Here is a 19,376-nt window from a genome sequence, read left to right as displayed (position 1 = left end):
TAACAGCGATCGGAAGTTGTTCTGTCATCGAAGTAACGAGTGTAAACAGCTTTATTCCAACTGATATAGTTTACAGACGTCCAAACGGCGAAAGCATCAAGCGGATCAGCCCAATAACAATCTCACCCAACAATCGATACAGAATAAAGAATACGACCACATTGGCGATCAGCACGCTGTACATGCTGTCGATGGCTGCTTGGGTACGATTCAGTGGATATTGGAACAGCACCGCGTTCAGCGCAACAAAGATAATAATATACGAGACAGCAAGTAATGAGATCGCGATGGAATACGAGATGATAATAAACAGATTCGCCAGAACAAGGGATACGACAGCAGGAACAAGCAATGTACCAAACTGGGCAACCAGTGTTTTGGGACGGAAGGTTATTTTTTCAATCTTCAGAATAGCGTACATCAGTGCAATAGAGGCAATCAGGATAATGACGGTGAACAACAACGGTCTTAAAAATCCACCAATGAACAAGCCGTCCATGCCTATGCGACTAAAGGTAATTAAGAAGTATGTAGAAGATAGAACTGCAATTAGCGCCATCGTTAGCCATCCGTTTAGGGAATGCTGGTCACCAACGGTTTTCATCGTCTGATAAGGACGGGCCAATACACTGAGGAAATAGGATAGATACTGTTTGCTTACTTCTTTGGCTTGCTGAACTTTCTCATTCTGCACAATATTATTCCACTGATTGGAGCTATTGTCTCCTGCAGAAGCATGGTCATTGGTACCTGTTGATTCTCTCGCCTGTTCCTTGTGAATGGAGACGGATGGTGTGTTGGGTGGAACGGATGCCTGGGAAGAGGTAGCCTGCGTGCTGGACCAACGGGTATATTCGGGTTCGGAAGCAGCAGATTCCGAGTTCGGTACAGGAGTTGGTGATGAGGTTGTTTGCGTTAGATTAGAGCCGCACCTCTCGCAAAAATGGGCATCTCCATTTTCGTGATTACATACTGGACATTTCATGGTATAAGCCTCCAATTTCTAGAAAATAAAAACATGTCAACATTGTGTCTCATTTTAACGGTTAATGACGAAGTTTGTCTATGTTTCGCAGGAATTAGTACCCATTTAGGGAAAGTTGAAACAAAGCCTCGAATCCTGTGTATGAAAACGGAGTATAGAAGCAACAATAGTATAGGAATGACATGCAGGCATATTAATGTAAATTCACTGTGGTTTAAGACGAATTGTTTTTAGTTGTTAATGTCTCATCGTTCGCTTTTATGTGTTATTATCATGTTAACTATATCTTTTGGGTTGCCTATGATCGTATATTTATGTATAATCAATCGTGTTAACACGTCGAATGTACGGTAGTAAGAGATGTGGGTGAGTTCATGGAACTACTGGACAGCAATGAGAGCAAGAAGAAGATGTGCCAGTATTATAACGAAATTTCGAAGGAACTGTTCGGATTTGGCACCACTCTCCTGAGAGTGACCATTGACCAGAATATTGTGACCTTCTACGCAAAGCACCGACGTTCACCGCGCTCTGACGCCCTGGAAGGGGAGGCCCCCGGCTTAAAGCTGGAAGTGGACTTCCGCATGTCTGTCTTATATAAGAAGAAATTCCGGGAGAAGCTCGAGCAACACATGGGTATGCCAATTGAAGCTATATTGCGGGATTATGATGCGTCCACTCAGTGGGCAATCACAAATGTGATTCTGGAACAGGCCTAAGGATGGATCGGCAGGATTGATTCTTGTTGATGTATGCAGAGGTTATGGCCCGGATTCAGGATTAGGTTCCGTACAAATTTCATATGATGGCGTCTGTCTTTGGATTGATTCTGAAGCAGAAACCGATGATGTACCGGCAGCGGGTGTCGCTTTCCTTTGTTTACGAAGAAAAGTGTTCTTGTTTATACAAGAGCACTTTTCTTTTTGTTTTTTCATACACATCACATATATCAGGGGGAATCAGGATCATGATGAAAAAGTGGATTAGCGGTTTGGCAGCAGTGGCAATGACATCAGTATTACTTGCAGGTTGTGGCAGCAGCACGGATGATGCAACAGGCGGATCAGGCAGTGGGGGAACCGCAGCGAACAAATTGGTTATCTCCACTTGGGGCTTCTCTGAAGATTTCTTCAATGAAGAAGTATTTGGTCCATTCGAAAAAGAACATAATGTAGACATCGTGCTCGAAGTCGGCAATAATGCTGAACGTCTGAATAAAATTCGTCAAGGAACATCAAATGTCGATGTTATCTACCTGTCTGATTACTATGCACAACAAGGTATCGATGAAGGTCTGTTTGAGAAAATTGACCGCTCCAAAATTCCAAATGTAAATGACATTTATGATATTGCCAAAGCACCACTTGGTGAGGATTATGGCCCGGCCTACACGGTTGGACAGCTCGGTATCGCTTATAACCCGGATCTCGTATCCAAAGAAGTGACTTCATGGAGTGACCTGTGGGACCCGGCGTTCGAAGGTAACCTGACCATCCCGAATATTACGGCAACAGCAGGCCCAATGGTTGTGGATGCAGCTTCCCGTGTAGCCGGTAACGATACGTTTAATGAAGATGCGGCATTTGCTGAACTGAAAAAACTGAGCGGCAATGTGGTGAAATTCTATAGCCAAACGTCCGAGTTCGTGAACATGTTCTCCCAAGAAGAAATTGCGGGCGGACCGATCATGGAAATGTATTTCAAAGATCTGAAAGCAGCGGTGCCTAATGCAAAGTTTGTTACACCTAGCGAAGGTGCATATGCCGTGATGAACACAATCAATGTCGTGAAGGGTAGCAAAAACAAAGAGCTCGCTGAAGAGTTCATCAACTGGCAGCTGAGCCAGGATGTACAAGCGAAATCTGCCAAAGCCAAAGTCGATTCCCCGGTTAACACAAAGGTTGAACTGACTGCTGAAGAAGCAGAAGGCGTAACATACGGCGCTGAAGTTGTTGAGAAGCTGAACAAGCTGGATATGGAATTCGTGAATCAACAGGTTAAAGGCTGGACAGATCGCTGGAACCGTGAGATTGCACAATAAACAAGTACCGACTGACTTAAAAGTTATCTTTGGTCAACATGTTTAACTTATATCATTTGCAGCAAGCAACCATATCACCGCATAGGAGTTGAGAACGGATGAGTGAAGCGCAAAATCGCATCATTCTGGACGTGGACACGGGGATTGACGATGCACTGGCGATTTTGCTGGCCGTCAAAAGTCGGAAGTTGGACATTCTCGGCATCACCACAGTCTGTGGGAACGTATCACTCCAGCAGGCAACAGAGAATACGTGCAAAATTCTTGAACTCGCGGGTGCACCAACGATCCCGGCCATTGCCGGAGCAGCTGGACCACTCACTCGCAAGTCTCATTATGAACACCGGGTACATGGACAGGACGGATTGGGCGGTGCGCTGCCTGATCCGGCCGTGTCTAAGAAAGCCGAGGAAGGTTTTGCGCCAGACTTTATCGTGGAACAAGCCAAGCAATATCCGGGCGAACTGACATTAATCATGACCGCACCCTTAACTAACCTGGCACTCGCGCTGATGAAGTGTCCTGAATTACCTTCTTTATTGAAGGAAGTCATCTTCATGGGTGGCGTAGTTCGTGGACATGGCAACATTACACCAACCGCCGAGTACAACACCTACGCTGATCCAGAGGCCGCACGCATCGTACTGCACGCAGGCATCGAGAAGCTTACCCAAGTCGGATTGGATGTGACGCGTCAAACATTGCTGAATGAAGCAACGATTGAGCGTCTCACTGATCCTGCACTTCGCGCGTATGTCGCTCAAAGCACAGAGATTTATATCAACCGATATGAACAAATGAACGGCGTCCGCGCTTGCGCTTTACATGATCCACTAGCTGTGGGCGTAGCCCTTGCCCCGGAACTGGTAGGACGCAAATCGTATTACGTCGATGTCGAAACTGCCAGCCGCCTGTGCGATGGCCAGATGGTATGCGACTTCCAAAACCGTTTGGGTGAGCAGCCCAACACCCTCGTCTGCGAAACCGTAGATGCGGAAGCATTCCTTGAACTGTTTATCAACGCGTTAAACGCGTAGTTGCTCTGCCCCAATTAGATATTTATACGATTGCGGAGAGTGCAGAACCGATCTGGAGAAGCGAAGCGTTCCCCTTTATCCCCCGATTTTTACCTATGAAAGTGAATCAATAAATCGGGGGATAACAGGGATCGAAGGACGGTACTGCAATCGGAGTATTCAAGTATCAATCTCGAATTAAATTTACAAGTCAGGAGTATCGCGATGAAGAAATCAGTAATCTACTGGCTATTGCTGCCGGGATTCGTGTTTTTGGCGGCATTTATGATCATTCCGATTGTCCTGACGATCGGGTCGACGTTTTTCCAAGAAAACTCCTTCACGTTTGAAGGATACATGCATTTTTTCAGAGACCCATACTTTTTGAAAATATTGCTTACGACGCTGCAAGTCAGCGTGGTCACCACCATCGTCTGTGTGGTGCTCGGATTCCCGACAGCTTATTATATTTCGCAGAAAGCGCCGCGTCGCAAAGGTATTTTGCTGGCACTGGCGATCTTCCCACTGCTGACGAGCCCGGTCGTGCGCTCGTTTAGCTGGATGATCATTCTTGGACGCAAAGGGTTGATCAATAACACCCTTGTTGGTCTGGGTATCGTGGACAAGCCGCTGGATATTCTGTATACACCAGCAGCGATGATGATTGGTCTGACGCATCTGTTCCTGCCACTGATGATTATCTCTCTGGTGGGCGTGCTGGAGAACATTGACGGTGACCTGCTCAAAGCAGCACAAAGTCTGGGTGCATCGCGCATTACGGCATTCCGCCGGGTCGTGTTCCCGCTGGCTGTGCCAGGACTTGTGATCGGAGCCGTGCTTGTCTTTGTCGGAAGCCTGACGGCGTATACCACACCTGCCCTCCTTGGAGGAAAACAGCGTGTAATTGCTACGTTCCTGTATCAAAACGCCATGACCCTCAACGACTGGTATCTGGCCTCGGTTGTTGCCGCGATTATGATTGTGATTACATTTGTCGTGGTTGGTGTCATGAACAAAATGGCCAAAACTTTAAATCCGAAGGGGTAGACATATGCGGGAGAAACATATCGGGCTGGGCCTGTTCAGTCTGCTGGTCTTTATCTTTCTGCTGGGCCCGCTTCTGATCATATCGGTCACTTCGTTTGAACCGGGAACGGTACTCAAATTTCCGCCGGAAGGGTTCTCCTTCCGCTGGTATGAGAATATTTTCAACACAGGCGGTTTCCTCCGCACATTCCAGACGTCCATCATCATTTCCTTACTGGGAAACTTGTTGGCACTGGTGCTCGGAGTTCCGGCTGCGTATGCACTTAGTCGTTACGATTTCAAAGGCAAGTCCGTGCTGAACGCACTGTTCCTGTCCCCGGTACTGATCCCGGGAATCGTGCTTGGTTTTACATTGATGAAATACCTGATCGTAATCTACCATCTGCCGATGTACCTCGGATTGCTGATCGGTCATACGATTATCATGCTTCCATTTATCATTCGGGTTATCGCGTCGAGTCTGTCGAGCTTTGACTTTGCAGTGGAAGAAGCTGCGCTGAGTCTTGGTGCGGGACGGGTAAGAACGTTCTTCACGATCGTGCTGCCTAATATCCGCTCAGGAATTATCGCTGCCGTGCTGATTGCTTTCCTGGAGTCCTTCAACAACGTGGACATCTCGGTGTTCATGACCGGACCAGGGGTAAGCACATTACCGATCCAGATGCTGACGTATGTGGAGAATTATTTTGACCCAACGATTGCAGCGATTTCCGTGCTGTTGATGGTACTGACCGGACTATTAATGTTCGTGATCGAACGGATCATGGGCGGATTTTCATACTTTACTAAACGTTAATTGGAGGCGCAGAACGCTATGGCATTGCTGACATTAGACCACGTATCCGTGGCATACGATAAGCAGACAATCCTGAAGGATTTTCAGTTGGAGCTGGAAAAAGGTAAACTGCTCTCCCTGCTCGGACCGAGCGGTTGCGGCAAAACAACTACGCTGCGCCTCATCGCCGGATTTCTGGAAGCATCACAGGGCAAGTTTATGTTCGGCGGCAAGGATTATACGAAGGTTCCGGCGAACAAGCGGAACTTTGGATTTGTATTTCAGAGTTATGCGTTATTCCCGCATCTGTCTGTCTATGACAACGTGGCCTTTGGCCTGCGGATGCGCAAGGTGAAAGACAAGGATATCTCTTCCCGTGTGATGCGAATCCTGGAAGTCGTTAACCTGAATGGATTTGAGAAACGTTTTCCACAAGAACTGTCCGGTGGACAGCGTCAGCGTGTAGCCATTGCTCGTGCATTGGTCATTGAACCTGACCTGCTCTTGTTCGACGAACCACTCAGTAACCTGGATGCCAACCTGCGCCTTAACATGCGGGTGGAGATTCGCCGTATTCAGCAAGAGTTGGGCATCACAACGCTGTATGTCTCTCATGACCAGGAAGAGTGTTTCTCGATCTCGGATCAGGTAGCGATTATGAACAAAGGCGTGGTTGAGCAGCTCGACCGCCCGGAAACCATTTTCAAATATCCGGCAACGGAGTTTGTAGCACGATTCATCGGGTTCCATAATTTCATTGAATTCGCGGAGCGCAGTGATGCAGGTGAATTAATCACACTGAGTGCAGGTGGACGCACATTTACAGCAACCGCACATCCTGGAACAGCACGTCCTGGTGCACGCAAAGGTGCGATTCGCCCGGATGATCTGATCGTTAGTGGAGATACTTCTGCGGATGTGGTGAATGCTTTGCCGGGGATTATCAAGGTCAGCACGTATCTGGGACGCAGTTATCAGTATGTGATCGAGACGGAACTCGGTGATTTTACAGCAAATCAGGAGATGGAAACACCATACCTTAGCGGGCAACGTGTTAGCCTGATCTTCCCACAGGACAAGCTTGTATTGGTAGAGTAGTCGTGAATGTAGCGAGTAGCTTTAAGAAATAAGAGCAGTAAAGAAGGCAATTCATGCGATGATTTCCGGACGATGGCAGTGGTGCGCAGTCATGTGCAGTACAGCAGATTAAAGTGCAGGTTCATTGTCCGGTTCGCATCGTGGTGAAATGCTTGTGAAGAAGGAGATTATGCCCCATGCGTGCAGATCAACTGATTGTGAATGTACATGTGTATAACAGTTATTATAAACGGTTTGAAATGAACAACGTCGCTGTATTGGACGGCAGATTTCTATATGTTGGACCCGGCGGACCTGAGATGATTCAGGCAGACGAAGTCATTGATGCGCGGGGAAGATACATGATTCCTGGCTTGATCGATATCCATCTGCATATCGAAAGTACGATGGTGACACCGGAAACCTTTTCCCATGGTCTGATTGGCTGCGGGGTAACGTCCATTGTCGCAGAACCGCATGAGATGGCGAATGTGTTCGGGCTGGAGGGTGTGCAGGAGATGATGGCTGTGAGTCGGGAGACGACAGTAGATATGTTCTATGCGATCCCGAGTTCCGTTCCGGCAACCCCGATGGAGACAACAGGCGGTTCGATTGAGATTGAAGATATGGACGTGTTGCTCGCGACTGGAGAGATCATCTGTCTGGGCGAGATCATGAACTATGTCGATGTCATCCGTGATCCGGAGTGCAAGACAAACCAGATTTTACAGCATATTCGCAAAAACTATCCCGACCTGGTGATCGAAGGTCATACACCGAAACTGCTTGGACTTGATCTGCATCGACTGATCTACGCTGGCATCGATTCCGACCACACTCATCAGAGCATTGAGGGATTACAGGCGCGGATTGCGGCAGGTATGTTTATTGAAATTCAAGAGAAATCAATGACCTCGGAAGTCATGGAGTACCTGATTCAACATGATGTGGCGCAGCACTTCTGCTTTGTAACAGATGATGTAATGCCGGATTCACTGGTGGAGCGTGGTCATCTGGATCATATCGTACGCAAGGCAATTCAGATGGGGATGCGTCCGGAAGACGCGATTTATGCAGCCACATCAACCCCTGCTTCCCGGATGAAAATGACCGATCGTGGGAGCATTGCCCCAGGCAAAGTGGCCGATTATGTGTTGTTATCTAACCTGGAGGATCTCTCTATTGATCAGGTGTACAAAAACGGCCGCAAAGCTTATGACGATTACGAACCGTATAAGCAGGAACGCATAACCGGGCAGTTTCCACCTCACTTCTATAAGAGTGTACAGTTGGAGAAGTTGGGCGTAGCAGATTTTGCAATTCAGTTGTCAGACCCAAAAGTCAGTGGATCAGGTGTTGATCTCGCTGGTGAAGGTGAGTACCAATGCCGTGTCATGATGGTGAAGGATGGTTCTACTTTTGTGGAAGAACATATTGCACCGATTCAGTCTGCGGATGGTGAATTACGCTGGGAAGAAAGCGGATATGCGCAGATCGCGACCTTTGAACGTTATGGTGTGAACGGCAATCGTGCACATGGTCTGATCGGTGGAGACACTATCAAACGTGGTGCTATTGCAACGACATATTCACACGACAATCACAACCTGCTGGTTGTAGGACGTAATCGTGAAGATATGATATTGGCAGCTAACACGGTAATTTCGAGCCAGGGCGGCTTCTGTGTAGTGGAAGATGGCAAGGTGCTGTCCCATCTGGAACTTCCCGTAGGTGGCATTTTGACGGAAGAACCACTCGCAGTAGTGTCTCATCAAGTGAAGGAACTGAGAGCAGCGATGTTGTCTCTTGGGTACGTGCATTACAATCCGATCATGTCGATTAGCACGCACTCCCTTGCGGTAAGTCCCGCGCTGAAGATTACGGACTATGGCCTGATTGATGTGAATGCAGGTAAGGTTGTATCGTTGATTGTATAGTTTGAAGACACATATGTCGTGAAAAAACACCCTATATCACAATTGTGAGCTAGGGTGTTTTTGTCTGTGCTTGTTGGAATTATTATTTTAGCAACTTCTCTGGGTTCTTCACTTTAATGGAAACTACTTCGCCGCAATCAAGACAAACCGTGTACATTTTTTCCACACCGAGAGTCATTTTTTTATCCAATGGACGAAGGTTGATGTAATCCGATGCTTCTACGAAAGATGTTCCTCCGCAATCATGACATTTCTTTTCTGATATACTCATAAGTTCATTCCACCTTTTATTCATTTGTAATGTGTTCATTAATATAATATTCATTAAATGGAAATACAAAATTATCTAATTATCCATCGTAGATTAGGGTCCGTTAGTCCGTGTAACCTAAATTTTTATTTTGCCTTCTAAAGTCCACTCCAAATATTTGGACACTGAAGGTGCGACCCATTTTCGGCTGTCATTTTCATGATTCCACACAAACACGTCATCTCTACACGTTCCATCCCCTGTCACAGGAAAAGCAAATAAATCCCCAATCCCACTTTCCCCGAAGAAGAGCAGGTGATCAAAGGGCATGTAGTAATCTTGGGAGTGGTCATCCCGATAATGTCTGTTTTCATTCTTAATTCGATCTTCTGACCAGATAAGTCCCAAATCGTAAATAGCTCTGACTCCATTGGTTTCGAGCAATATTTCTTTTAATTCACGAGGGAGCGTAACCTGTAAGGAGTCTTCCACCTTTGCAATGTCATCACCAGATGCAGGGGGACTGAACGTATACTCCTTCGAAATGCTATGAAGATGCTCTTTCCACATGAATAAAGGCCTCCTCGATATATTCTAACTGTCAGTAACGAATGAAACGGTATGTAATTGATTGAAAAAAGAAGTCCTTCTTAACTTAAAAGGCTACTGATTTTGATGTAGCGCAGTAATGTTATGTAAGGACTACTCTTCTAACTCCAGTTTACCAAGTTAGCCAACCGCTCGTTCGTTTATAGTTGTGCAGAAGATCGTATTGCTCGTGGTGCATGAGACGCTTCATTTTGGTTCTATACAGACGATAATCATGTTTACGATCGGGTTTACTTTCTTTGTTGTAATGCGTGCTCTTGATTCCTTTACGGTGATCTTTCAGCTTTTCTTTTCTTGGATCAATGAACTTCTTGTTGTGTCTCTGTGCAAAAGCTGTTTCATTTTCCCATGATTGAATCTCTTCCTGTGTGAACATCTTCATCCCCGTTGTACCGGGCTAGATTTTGGCTTGAGTAGCCAGTGCCTTGAGCACAACTAATAGAAGAAGAATTTTGGGTTGAACATCGTCATCACCTCAGATTTAATCACCCTTATTTTAACATATAAAGCCGTCCGATCAATTCTGGTCTAAGCGTTATTATGGGTACTGTTCTGAGTAGAGATGATCACGCAACAAATCCCTTTTGGACGAGGGATAGGAATACATATATAGTAGTAAGAAAAGAGTGTTTGGACGCAAAAGCAGGAGGATAGACAACCATTATGAGTGAAATAAATAATGCTAAAACCATATTTTTCGACGTAGATGATACGTTATATGATCACTTGCAGCCACTTCGTGGCACGTTGCAGGACGTTCTCGGCCTGCCCGATGAGTTCCCTTATGCTGAGGCCTATCATCGTTTTCGTTATTATAGTGACTGGCTGTCTGCACAAGAAGATCTGTCCGCTGTACCAGAAGCGGATGCAGTAGAGCGAATGCGCCGTCGGAGGTTTGAGTTGACGATGGAAGAGTTCGGACTCCCCCTACAATCGGGACAGGCTGAAGAACTACAAGCACAGTATCTGAGCAGACAGTTTGAGATTGTACCTTTTGAAGGAGCGTATGAGCTGATCAGAAGGCTTCAGGCAGAAGGCCATACTGTTGGTCTAATCACCAATGGAGAAGGAGAGCATCAGCGCCGCAAGCTTGAAGCACTGGATGTGCTCAGTTTCGTGGACAAGCATCTGATTTTCATCTCCGGTATGACTGGTTATGCGAAGCCGGATCGCAGGTTGTTCGAATATGTGAATAAGCAGTCCGGGACAGATGCCCGTTCCAGCTATTACATCGGAGACTCGTGGCGTAATGATGTGGTAGGTGCAGTGGATGCAGGATGGACAGTCATCTGGTTCAACCATCGGGAGGCGCTGCCGGAGTCCGATCATCAACCTCATTTTGTTGCATCAAGCTATGAAGAGATCAGTCGTATTCTGACTTTTGAGTGTGTTCAAGCTTAAGGAGATTTATGTTTAAAGGAGCAGTCTTGTTACCGTCTTAGGTGCAGGTCTGCTTTTTTATATTATACCTTCTATAAAGGCATCATTAATGAGGTGTCTAACTCTTCGCTTTCAATTACAATTGCCATGAGTCCAGCTTCTGTTTTGGTTTCGTGCCATTCATGTTTATCCCAGTGAACCGCTTCGCCACAACGAACTTTGATGTATTCATTTGCTTCCCCTCTAACCCAACCCTCTCCACTTACTATTAAAAGGAGTTGAGGAACTACAGCTTGGTGATAACCTATGACCCCACCCTCAGCTAAATGCATACATCCGATATGAGCTGCTTTTTTGGTCTGCGTTATACGTGACATTACGAAATTAGAATCGAATTTGGTAATCTTTTTCCCTGACTCTTGTTTAAATTGAAATATCCTCATGTTTACCTCCGCAATAGTGACTAAGTTAACTTCCTATAATGGTAACTATCTTTATGATGGGTATCATCCTATTTCACTAATTTATGGATAATCCGATCAGATGAGTCTATCATAACTCCAATAGGTTGGGGAGAGTTTGCTTAAAATCATCTTTTTTATTAGCCTGCGCCAATGTTTCTATGAAGCTGTGCTTCATGAAATCTTCATTTGAAAGAGTAGTTCAGAGCCTTCCCAAACAGGATATGCGGTGTTATAATTAAAACAAGATTTAGATTAAGTCTAAATTAAAAAGAAGCGAATCAAAGCAATCCATTATAAAATTCAAATTCTATTTTTATATTCGAGAGGGGATAAATTTCATGAGCACAATCCAAACTAGAAACAACACTTTTGCTAACAATGCCACCGCACTTCAAGAGGTCCTGAACCGTCAGATCGCAGGTTGGTCCGTATTGTACACGAAACTGCATAACTTCCACTGGTATGTCCAAGGGCCTCATTTCTTCACACTACATGCCAAATTCGAAGAACTGTATAACTTGGCTACGGCAAATATGGACGAAGTTGCAGAACGTTTGCTTGCTATTGGTGGACGTCCGGTAGCTACGATGACTGAACAGCTACGTCTCTCTCCGATTGAAGAGGCACAAGGCCGGTTGTCTGCTGAACGTATGGTAGAGTCGGTGGTTGCTGATTTGCACACGATGGTGGAAGTGATTCGTCAAGGCATTCACGAAGCAGGAGAAGCGGAAGATAACGCAACGGAAGATATGCTGATTGGATTCACCGCTGCGCTGGATAAAGAGGTCTGGATGTTAACCGCATTTCTGGGCAAATAAGCAAAGTCACCCTACATCCTGACAACGATATGTAGAGTCCGTGAACAAAGTGTCCGTTCGCTTACAAATCCGGTGTGCTTGCCGTATAATGATGGCATTCAAGATGTACAGAATGGTGGAATGAACGATGCGGTCAGACCTGGAACAATTGCAGGAAGAAGCTGAACGGTTTATATATACATGTTATGAAGAGCTGGGCCATTCGCGTGAAGACGCAGAGGCCCGGCTTGTTGCCGTTATGGGAGAGATCGAAGTAACTGGTACTTATGTGCATACCACAGAGGAATTGGAGCAGGGTTGTAAAATGGCATGGCGGAACAGCAACCGCTGCATCGGGCGTCTGTTTTGGGATAAATTGCGGATCGTGGACGCCCGTCACGCTGATACGGCAGGAACGGCAGCAGAAGCTGTGCTGAATCATATCCATGTGGCATCCAACGCTGGCAAAGTAATCCCGATGATTACCATCCTTCCAGCGGATGGGCCGAATGGAACTCCGGTACGCCTCTGGAATCATCAGCTTATTCGTTATGCGGGATATGAGACAGAGCAAGGTATTATCGGAGATCCTGCTTCGGTGGAGCTGACCAAGGCGGCGATGTCACTTGGCTGGCAAGGGGCAGGTAGCCCCTATGATGTGTTACCGCTCATTATTCAGGCACAAGGACAAGCCCCAGAGTGGTATGTTGTACCTGAAGAAGAGATTGTGGAAGTGATAATTGAGCACCCGGAGCAGAAGGAGATTGCTGAGCTGGGTATGCGTTGGTACGGCGTTCCGATGATCGCCGATATGCGTCTTGAGATTGGTGGCATATCTTATCCGGCAGCGCCGTTTAATGGTTGGTATATGGGTACCGAGATCGGCGCCCGTAATCTGGCGGACACGTTCCGGTATAACAAGCTGCCTGCGGTGGCGGAAGCGTTTGGATTGAATACGTCGAGTGAAACGACATTGTGGAAGGATCGTGCGTTAGTAGAGCTGAATGTGGCTGTGCTGCATTCGTTCAAAAAAGCAGGTGTGAGCATTGTAGATCACCACACGGCGGCAACGCAGTTCGATTTATTTGAACAGCGGGAAGAGAAGGCTGGGCGTGAACTGACCGGAGATTGGGTGTGGCTGATTCCGCCAGTGTCCCCGGCGACAACACATATTTTCCACAGCTCCTATCGTAATGAGATCGTGAAGCCGAACTTTTTCCATCAGGATCAGGCGTATACCCTGAAAGATGGCGTGGCATCTGCCGCAGAACTGCGAAGCAGTGAGCAGCAGAATGCACAGGTAGAGAATCACCAGCCGCAGGCCGGAGATGCACCAATGAAATGCCCGTTTGCACATTAAATTGTGCAGGCGGGTTATTTTTTGTGATCCTTTTTTATCAAACGAAGAACTACCCCTCTTTCAATCGATATCGACTGCGCATCACGGCCTGAACTACAATGGCAGCAGCAATCAGCACCAGATTGAACACAAACACGGAGTACAGCGATCCAACTTCCGTAAGCAACGCAGCAACCAGTGGAGACAAGATGGAGCCGATCTCAGCGGCAGAGACAATTTTGCCTATGACAGAACTTCGATTCTCGTCCGGGACATGATCACCAATATGAGCAAAGAACGAATCCATGTAACATGCTCCGCCCACCCCGCCAATCAACATGCCGACGTAGACCCATAGATGGGAGGACGTGCTTAGAAATACAGCAACTTCGATTCCAATTAGGAACATGCCGAGCATGCAAAGCAACAGACGATCGCCTAACCGGTCAGAGAGATAACCGACAAAGGGAGCAGCGGCAAGCGTAGAAATCCCTGAGACGGTGAAGGCGAGACTGGTTGCAAACGGGTCCCAATGCATGATGTGAGCTGCATACAGTGCAAAATAGGTGAGAAACACCGCATAGGCGCTCATCTCCAGAAAATGTACCGTGCCGTAGCCGATCAGCTGTTGACGCTGGGTAAGCTCTGTATGCACCTCCTGAGTATGCTTTGCATCAGACGGTGATGAAGATAAAGGAGGCGCAGTTGATACAGTAGTATCAGGGTGGGAGTCACTTGTGGTGGAATCTACAACAACTTCATCCGTGGAGATAAGTGAATGTGTTAAGTTGTCCAGAGGTTCTTGCTTTACGCCAGCTGAAGGCTCTTCCATCAGAGGATCACTTAGCGTATCCCCAGACTCATGATTAGCTCTAGCTTGTGCCGTTGTCTTCATCCCCATCGCAGCGACCACGGCCATCAGACAACATACGGTAACGAGTAAAAAAGGCACCGACAATGGCCAGTGCAGCGCGAGCCAGCCACTTATGACCGGACCGAGCACCATGCCGCCGCCCTCACTACTGCTGATATATCCATTGTACAGGCCGCGGTTGTCTACATTACCCTCATCTCCGATGATGGAACGTACGACCACGGTAAGGCCCGTGGAAGCGAGCCCCTGTAGAAGTCGGAGCAGGCCGAATAACACCGCAGCAGTAGACAGCGCGAAACCGCCCATACAGACAGCCAGCAGGATTAGCATCAGGATGAGAGCCTTTTTACCACCTAGTTTCTTATAAATTGCCGCTGCTGGAACGCCACCAATTACTTTCCCCACATAAAAGAGTGCAAAAATAACCCCCATCATCCAGCCGGACAGGCCGAATTCTTCAATAAACAAAGGAAATAGGGGCAGGATCATGAATCCGCCCATCTGACTTAAGAAACAAATGGTCATCAGCAAAGGCAGGTTACGACGAATATCCAAGAGCCAAGACTCCTCTCACACATAAAATGGAATCCTAAAATCCTTCATTTACTCCATATGGGTACGTATTATCGACATTACCCGTAATGTATGCAGAATTTTTGAAAATAAGAAGAAATGACACGCGGCGTTTACATCAAAACCATTGCGGATATACCTGAATCATATATAATAGATGGGTTATCTATAAGGATGCATGAACGAAAAGTGTACAGACTTAAGAGGTACCTCAAGTATAAGGGGGCGATGTGAAGCATGTCAGAACAACAACCGATTATCCGCTTCGAAGCGGTGACTCAGCAATACGATCAGGATGAAGCCGTATTGAAGGCGGTCAGCTTTGAGATTGAGCGGGGTAAATTTTATACGCTTCTCGGCCCATCGGGCTGCGGGAAAACAACGATATTGCGGCTGATTGCCGGTTTTGCGGAGCCGACACAGGGCAGTATTTATTTTAACGGTGCGCTCATCAACCGAGTGCCTGCCCACCAACGGCAGGTGAATACCGTATTTCAGGATTACGCGTTATTTCCACATTTGAATGTATTTGAGAACGTGGCTTTTGGTTTGCGGATCAAAAAGATGAAAACGGCTGAAATTCGCAGCAAAGTGTTGGAAGCCCTCAAATTCGTCAATCTATCCGGGTATGAAAACCGGGAAATTGGCGAAATGTCCGGCGGACAACGACAACGTGTCGCGATTGCACGCGCCATTGTGAACGAACCTGAAATTCTGCTACTGGACGAGCCGCTTTCGGCACTTGATCTGAAGCTGCGGACCGAAATGCAGTACGAGCTGCGCGAGTTGCAACAGCGACTGGGTATTACGTTTATTTTTGTTACACATGATCAGGAAGAGGCCTTGGCAATGTCGGACGAGATCTTTGTCCTGAATGGCGGTGTGATTCAACAGAGCGGTACACCGAATGATATCTATGATGAGCCAATTAACCGCTTTGTGGCAGACTTTATCGGGGAATCGAACATTGTATCAGGCAAAATGAAGCAGGACTTTGTGGTGGAATTCGCTGGCGCACAGCACGAGTGTGTCGACCAGGGTCTCCAGCGGGACGAGCCGGTAGAGATTGTCATTCGCCCAGAGGATCTGGAGATTACAACCGAAGACCAAGGCAAGCTCAAGGTTAATGTGGACTCCCAGTTATTCCGCGGGGTGCATTACGAGATATCCACGTACGATGATGCGGGCAATGAGTGGCTTGTTCATTCAACCAAGAAAGCCGTTGTCGGCGCACGGATTGGACTGTATTTTGATCCGGAAGCGGTACACGTCATGCGCTTTAACGAGACCGAAGAAGAGTTCGACAAACGACTCGAAGCCTACCAAGAGGCCGCTCATGCAGACTAAGGCCAGTACACGCAATGCGTATCTGATTCCATATGTATTATGGATGGTGTTGTTTGTTGTGGCGCCGGTTCTGCTGGTCATCTATTATTCGTTCTTCGATGTGGAGGGTAACTTTACGTTTGGCAACTACGCCCGGTTCTTCACGCCGGTGTACTTGCAGATGACGCTCAGTTCGTTCTGGTATGCATTTCTGATTACGGCGTTCTCACTGCTTATCTCCTACCCGACGGCGTATATGCTGACCCGGACGAAGCACAAGCAACTATGGTTGCTGCTGATCATTCTGCCAAGCTGGATCAATCTTTTGCTAAAAGCGTACGCCTTCATCGGCCTGTTCGGAACGTACGGTCTGACCAACTCCCTGCTTGAAGTGGTGGGTATTGGTACACAGCAGATTTTGTTCACCGATTTCAGCTTTATTTTTGTCTCGGTGTACATCTTCATTCCATTCATGATTCTGCCGATCTTCAATGCGCTGGAAGAGATGAATCCATCGTTGATCTATGCGGCGCGTGATCTGGGAGCCTCATCGTGGCTGACATTCCGCCGGGTTATCTTTCCACTGACGATTAGTGGAGTAAAATCAGGCTGTCAGGCTGTATTTATTCCTGCGCTGTCTCTGTTCATGATTACCCGCCTCATTGCGGGGAACCGTGTAATTACGCTGGGAACAGCGATTGAACAGCATTTTCTCGTCACCCAGGACTGGGGGATGGGTTCAACGATTGCCGTCTTTTTGATTATTGCGATGGCGATTATTATGTTCCTGACTGGATCAGGCAAGAAGGAGGTGCGTAATGGGAAGAAACGGAAAGCTGTCTAACGTCTATCTAGCCGTTGTATTCGCCATATTGTACGCACCGATTGCGTATCTGATCTTCTATTCCTTCAATAGTGGCGGCCACATGCGCAGCTTCGAAGGATTCACGCTTGAATGGTACAAAGAGGTGTTCGCTGATACTCGGCTGCTCATCATTGTGCTGAATACATTTATCATTGCGCTCCTGTCATCAGCGATCTCGACGATCCTTGGTGTAGCAGGAGCACTGGCGATCTACCATGTGCGTCGCAAACGGACCAAGAACACGCTACTGTCACTCAATAACGTGCTCATCGTTAGTCCGGATGTCATCATTGGTGCGTCATTCCTGATCCTGTTCACCATGATTGGCATCAAACTGGGCTTTACTTCGGTTCTGTTGTCTCATATTGCGTTCAGTGTGCCGATTGTTGTCATCATGGTACTGCCGAAGCTACAGGAGATGAGTCCGACACTGATGGATGCGGCACGGGATCTGGGCGCTGGATCATGGCAGATTCTGACGCGTGTGGTGTTGCCATACGTGAAACCGGGTATTTTTGCCGGATTCTTCATGGCTTTGACGTACTCGCTCGATGATTTTGCAGTAACATTCTTCGTCACGGGTAATGGATACTCCACACTCTCTGTAGAAATATACTCCAGAGCAAGGCAGGGTGTATCGTTGTCAATCAACGCGCTATCAACCCTCTTGTTCCTGCTCACGGTGCTGCTGGTGGTTGGATATTACTTCATTAACCGCCGTGCAACACGGATACCACCCGGAGGAAAGGGGCTGCGTCCATGAAGCAACTGGTACGGACATTTGCGATTGTTTTTGTGGCCGCGTTTGCCCTGATGATCCTGGCTTCGTATCTGAATAAGAGTCAGGGGTATTCTGGCGGCAACACGCTGACCATCTATAACTGGGGCGATTATATCGACCCTGATCTGCTCAAGGAGTTTGAGGACGAGACAGGCATTAAGGTTATCTATCAGACGTTTGATTCCAATGAAGCGATGCTGACCAAGATTGAGCAAGGGGGAACCACGTTTGATGTGGCGATTCCTTCTGAATATGCGATTAGCAAAATGAAAGAGGAAGACCTGCTCGTTCCAATTGATCACAGCAAATTGACTAACCTGAGCAACATCGATCCGCGGTTCTTGGACTTGTCCTTTGACGAAGGCAACAAGTACTCGATCCCTTATTTCTGGGGAACGGTGGGGGTTGTGTACAATCCCGAACTGGTGGATGGATTAACGTTTGATAGCTGGAATGACCTGTGGGACCCGCGCTTGAAAAATCAAATCCTGCTCCTTGACGGTGCACGCGAAGTCATTGGTATGGGATTGAACAGTCTCGGGTATTCCTTGAACGATACCAACGAAAATCATCTGCAAGAAGCGCTGAAGAAGCTGTCTACATTGACACCAAACGTCAGAGCAATTGTCGGAGACGAGATCAAGATGCTGCTTGCGAACGAGGAAGCTGCGGTTGGACTCGTGTGGTCCGGAGATGCGTCCGAGATTATGGATGAGAACGACAAGCTGGATTACATGGTGCCGGAAGAAGGCTCGAACCTCTGGTTCGATAACATGGTTATTCCCAAAACAGCGAGTAATATTGAAGGGGCACACCAGTTTATCAACTTCATGTTGGACCCGGATCATGCCGCTCGCAATGCGGAGTATGTCGGATATTCCACACCAAACGCCGAGGCACTTAAGCTGCTACCAGAGGACGTCTCCGAGGATGAACGGTTCTATCCAGACGAGACACTGACAGGTAAGCTGGAGGTCTACGATAATCTGGGTAAAAAAATGCTCTCACATTATAACGACCTGTTCCTGGAGTTTAAAATGCACAGCAAATAACCGCCAATAACGTGTGCACATTTCGTTAGATTGCAAAAAAGACAAAAAGGGGTGCTGCTCGTCATTTCATTTGAATGACGAGCAGCACCCCTTTTTTATTACTTACTTCAGAGCAATAGCGCTTGAAGTGCCATATAAGATGAACATTTAAGATCACACGTTAACGGAGGGGACAGAACAAACGAAGG

The 19,376-nt window shown here is 47.2% G+C and carries 20 protein-coding genes; 14 read left to right on the top strand and 6 right to left on the bottom strand.

The genetic code is table 11. The annotated features are described in order from the left end of the window. Positions 1-70: 70 nt before the first annotated feature. Positions 71-985, bottom strand: a complete 915-nt coding sequence (locus C170_RS18845) for a zinc ribbon domain-containing protein (protein WP_036612879.1) — start codon at positions 983-985, stop codon at positions 71-73. A 374-nt stretch (positions 986-1,359) separates the two neighbouring features. On the opposite strand from C170_RS18845, the gene C170_RS18840 reads away from it, so the two are divergent. The 7 genes from C170_RS18840 (at position 1,360) to C170_RS18805 (ending at position 8,878) form a co-directional block, all read left to right on the top strand. Continuing rightward, positions 1,360-1,704, top strand: coding sequence for a Na-translocating system protein MpsC family protein (locus C170_RS18840; protein WP_036612876.1), 345 nt, complete (start codon positions 1,360-1,362; stop codon positions 1,702-1,704). Between the two features lie 251 nt (positions 1,705-1,955). Continuing rightward, complete coding sequence (locus tag C170_RS18830) at positions 1,956-3,026, top strand: ABC transporter substrate-binding protein (RefSeq protein ID WP_036613093.1); 1,071 nt, start codon at positions 1,956-1,958, stop codon at positions 3,024-3,026. 98 nt (positions 3,027-3,124) lie between these two features. After that, positions 3,125-4,063 (top strand): nucleoside hydrolase, encoded by a 939-nt coding sequence (locus C170_RS18825; protein WP_036612871.1) that lies wholly within the window; start codon positions 3,125-3,127, stop codon positions 4,061-4,063. A gap of 204 nt (positions 4,064-4,267) precedes the next feature. After that, a complete protein-coding gene (locus C170_RS18820) occupies positions 4,268-5,089 on the top strand; it encodes an ABC transporter permease (RefSeq protein WP_036612869.1) in 822 nt (273 codons plus the stop codon). Positions 5,090-5,093: 4 nt separating this feature from the next. Continuing rightward, positions 5,094-5,885, top strand: a complete 792-nt coding sequence (locus tag C170_RS18815; RefSeq protein WP_017691790.1) for an ABC transporter permease — start codon at positions 5,094-5,096, stop codon at positions 5,883-5,885. 18 nt (positions 5,886-5,903) lie between these two features. Continuing rightward, a complete protein-coding gene (locus C170_RS18810) occupies positions 5,904-6,962 on the top strand; it encodes an ABC transporter ATP-binding protein (protein ID WP_036612866.1) in 1,059 nt (352 codons plus the stop codon). Between the two features lie 176 nt (positions 6,963-7,138). Further along, positions 7,139-8,878, top strand: a complete 1,740-nt coding sequence (locus C170_RS18805; RefSeq protein WP_036612863.1) for an adenine deaminase C-terminal domain-containing protein — start codon at positions 7,139-7,141, stop codon at positions 8,876-8,878. A gap of 82 nt (positions 8,879-8,960) precedes the next feature. Here C170_RS18805 and C170_RS18800 read toward each other — a convergent pair whose 3' ends face one another. From C170_RS18800 to C170_RS18790, 3 genes are all read right to left on the bottom strand, one after another. After that, the gene (locus C170_RS18800; RefSeq protein WP_036612861.1) at positions 8,961-9,149 is read right to left on the bottom strand and encodes a hypothetical protein; all 189 of its coding nucleotides are present in this window, start codon (positions 9,147-9,149) and stop codon (positions 8,961-8,963) included. A 117-nt stretch (positions 9,150-9,266) separates the two neighbouring features. After that, the gene (locus C170_RS18795; protein ID WP_036612858.1) at positions 9,267-9,698 is read right to left on the bottom strand and encodes an SMI1/KNR4 family protein; all 432 of its coding nucleotides are present in this window, start codon (positions 9,696-9,698) and stop codon (positions 9,267-9,269) included. A 151-nt stretch (positions 9,699-9,849) separates the two neighbouring features. Further along, positions 9,850-10,113, bottom strand: a complete 264-nt coding sequence (locus C170_RS18790) for a hypothetical protein (protein WP_051447285.1) — start codon at positions 10,111-10,113, stop codon at positions 9,850-9,852. A gap of 287 nt (positions 10,114-10,400) precedes the next feature. On the opposite strand from C170_RS18790, the gene C170_RS18785 reads away from it, so the two are divergent. Further along, positions 10,401-11,138, top strand: a complete 738-nt coding sequence (locus tag C170_RS18785; RefSeq protein ID WP_036612856.1) for an HAD family hydrolase — start codon at positions 10,401-10,403, stop codon at positions 11,136-11,138. Between the two features lie 71 nt (positions 11,139-11,209). Here the strand turns inward: C170_RS18785 and C170_RS18780 are convergent, their stop codons facing one another. Beyond that, entirely contained in the window at positions 11,210-11,560 is a 351-nt protein-coding gene (locus C170_RS18780) for a hypothetical protein (RefSeq protein WP_036612854.1), read from the bottom strand. A gap of 359 nt (positions 11,561-11,919) precedes the next feature. On the opposite strand from C170_RS18780, the gene C170_RS18775 reads away from it, so the two are divergent. Continuing rightward, positions 11,920-12,399, top strand: coding sequence for a Dps family protein (locus C170_RS18775; RefSeq protein WP_179088680.1), 480 nt, complete (start codon positions 11,920-11,922; stop codon positions 12,397-12,399). Between the two features lie 127 nt (positions 12,400-12,526). Beyond that, the gene (locus C170_RS18770; protein WP_036612852.1) at positions 12,527-13,738 is read left to right on the top strand and encodes a nitric oxide synthase oxygenase; all 1,212 of its coding nucleotides are present in this window, start codon (positions 12,527-12,529) and stop codon (positions 13,736-13,738) included. Between the two features lie 49 nt (positions 13,739-13,787). Here C170_RS18770 and C170_RS18765 read toward each other — a convergent pair whose 3' ends face one another. Further along, a complete protein-coding gene (locus C170_RS18765) occupies positions 13,788-15,146 on the bottom strand; it encodes an MFS transporter (protein WP_036612850.1) in 1,359 nt (452 codons plus the stop codon). A 255-nt stretch (positions 15,147-15,401) separates the two neighbouring features. Between C170_RS18765 and C170_RS18760 the strand changes: the two genes are divergently transcribed. The 4 genes from C170_RS18760 to C170_RS18745 are packed head-to-tail and all read left to right on the top strand — an operon-like array spanning position 15,402 to position 19,188. Beyond that, on the top strand, positions 15,402-16,511 hold the full coding sequence (locus C170_RS18760; protein WP_036612848.1) for an ABC transporter ATP-binding protein: 1,110 nt from the start codon (positions 15,402-15,404) through the stop codon (positions 16,509-16,511). Continuing rightward, complete coding sequence (locus C170_RS18755; RefSeq protein ID WP_017691799.1) at positions 16,501-17,334, top strand: ABC transporter permease; 834 nt, start codon at positions 16,501-16,503, stop codon at positions 17,332-17,334. The genes C170_RS18760 and C170_RS18755 overlap by 11 nt, the downstream gene beginning before the upstream one ends. Beyond that, on the top strand, positions 17,309-18,118 hold the full coding sequence (locus C170_RS18750; protein ID WP_036612847.1) for an ABC transporter permease: 810 nt from the start codon (positions 17,309-17,311) through the stop codon (positions 18,116-18,118). The genes C170_RS18755 and C170_RS18750 overlap by 26 nt, the downstream gene beginning before the upstream one ends. Next, on the top strand, positions 18,115-19,188 hold the full coding sequence (locus tag C170_RS18745; RefSeq protein ID WP_036612844.1) for an ABC transporter substrate-binding protein: 1,074 nt from the start codon (positions 18,115-18,117) through the stop codon (positions 19,186-19,188). Before C170_RS18750 ends, C170_RS18745 begins: the two co-directional genes overlap by 4 nt. Positions 19,189-19,376 lie beyond the last annotated feature (188 nt).

The sequence above is a fragment of the Paenibacillus sp. FSL H7-689 genome (assembly GCF_000517905.1).
Classification (GTDB): domain Bacteria; phylum Bacillota; class Bacilli; order Paenibacillales; family Paenibacillaceae; genus Paenibacillus; species Paenibacillus amylolyticus.
The sequence above is the reverse complement of the archived record's forward strand: the minus strand, read 5'-3'. Positions and strand labels throughout refer to the sequence as shown.

Coding starts and splice junctions, on each gene's coding strand:
- C170_RS18815 (WP_017691790.1), top strand. CDS start 5,094: ATGCGGGAGAAACATATCGGGCTGGGCCTGTTCAGTCTGCTGGTCTTT.
- C170_RS18755 (WP_017691799.1), top strand. CDS start 16,501: ATGCAGACTAAGGCCAGTACACGCAATGCGTATCTGATTCCATATGTA.
- C170_RS18785 (WP_036612856.1), top strand. CDS start 10,401: ATGAGTGAAATAAATAATGCTAAAACCATATTTTTCGACGTAGATGAT.
- C170_RS18770 (WP_036612852.1), top strand. CDS start 12,527: ATGCGGTCAGACCTGGAACAATTGCAGGAAGAAGCTGAACGGTTTATA.
- C170_RS18800 (WP_036612861.1), bottom strand. CDS start 9,149: ATGAGTATATCAGAAAAGAAATGTCATGATTGCGGAGGAACATCTTTC.
- C170_RS18805 (WP_036612863.1), top strand. CDS start 7,139: ATGCGTGCAGATCAACTGATTGTGAATGTACATGTGTATAACAGTTAT.
- C170_RS18780 (WP_036612854.1), bottom strand. CDS start 11,560: ATGAGGATATTTCAATTTAAACAAGAGTCAGGGAAAAAGATTACCAAA.
- C170_RS18795 (WP_036612858.1), bottom strand. CDS start 9,698: ATGTGGAAAGAGCATCTTCATAGCATTTCGAAGGAGTATACGTTCAGT.
- C170_RS18840 (WP_036612876.1), top strand. CDS start 1,360: ATGGAACTACTGGACAGCAATGAGAGCAAGAAGAAGATGTGCCAGTAT.
- C170_RS18790 (WP_051447285.1), bottom strand. CDS start 10,113: ATGTTCACACAGGAAGAGATTCAATCATGGGAAAATGAAACAGCTTTT.
- C170_RS18745 (WP_036612844.1), top strand. CDS start 18,115: ATGAAGCAACTGGTACGGACATTTGCGATTGTTTTTGTGGCCGCGTTT.
- C170_RS18775 (WP_179088680.1), top strand. CDS start 11,920: ATGAGCACAATCCAAACTAGAAACAACACTTTTGCTAACAATGCCACC.
- C170_RS18825 (WP_036612871.1), top strand. CDS start 3,125: ATGAGTGAAGCGCAAAATCGCATCATTCTGGACGTGGACACGGGGATT.
- C170_RS18750 (WP_036612847.1), top strand. CDS start 17,309: ATGGGAAGAAACGGAAAGCTGTCTAACGTCTATCTAGCCGTTGTATTC.
- C170_RS18760 (WP_036612848.1), top strand. CDS start 15,402: ATGTCAGAACAACAACCGATTATCCGCTTCGAAGCGGTGACTCAGCAA.
- C170_RS18810 (WP_036612866.1), top strand. CDS start 5,904: ATGGCATTGCTGACATTAGACCACGTATCCGTGGCATACGATAAGCAG.
- C170_RS18820 (WP_036612869.1), top strand. CDS start 4,268: ATGAAGAAATCAGTAATCTACTGGCTATTGCTGCCGGGATTCGTGTTT.
- C170_RS18845 (WP_036612879.1), bottom strand. CDS start 985: ATGAAATGTCCAGTATGTAATCACGAAAATGGAGATGCCCATTTTTGC.
- C170_RS18830 (WP_036613093.1), top strand. CDS start 1,956: ATGAAAAAGTGGATTAGCGGTTTGGCAGCAGTGGCAATGACATCAGTA.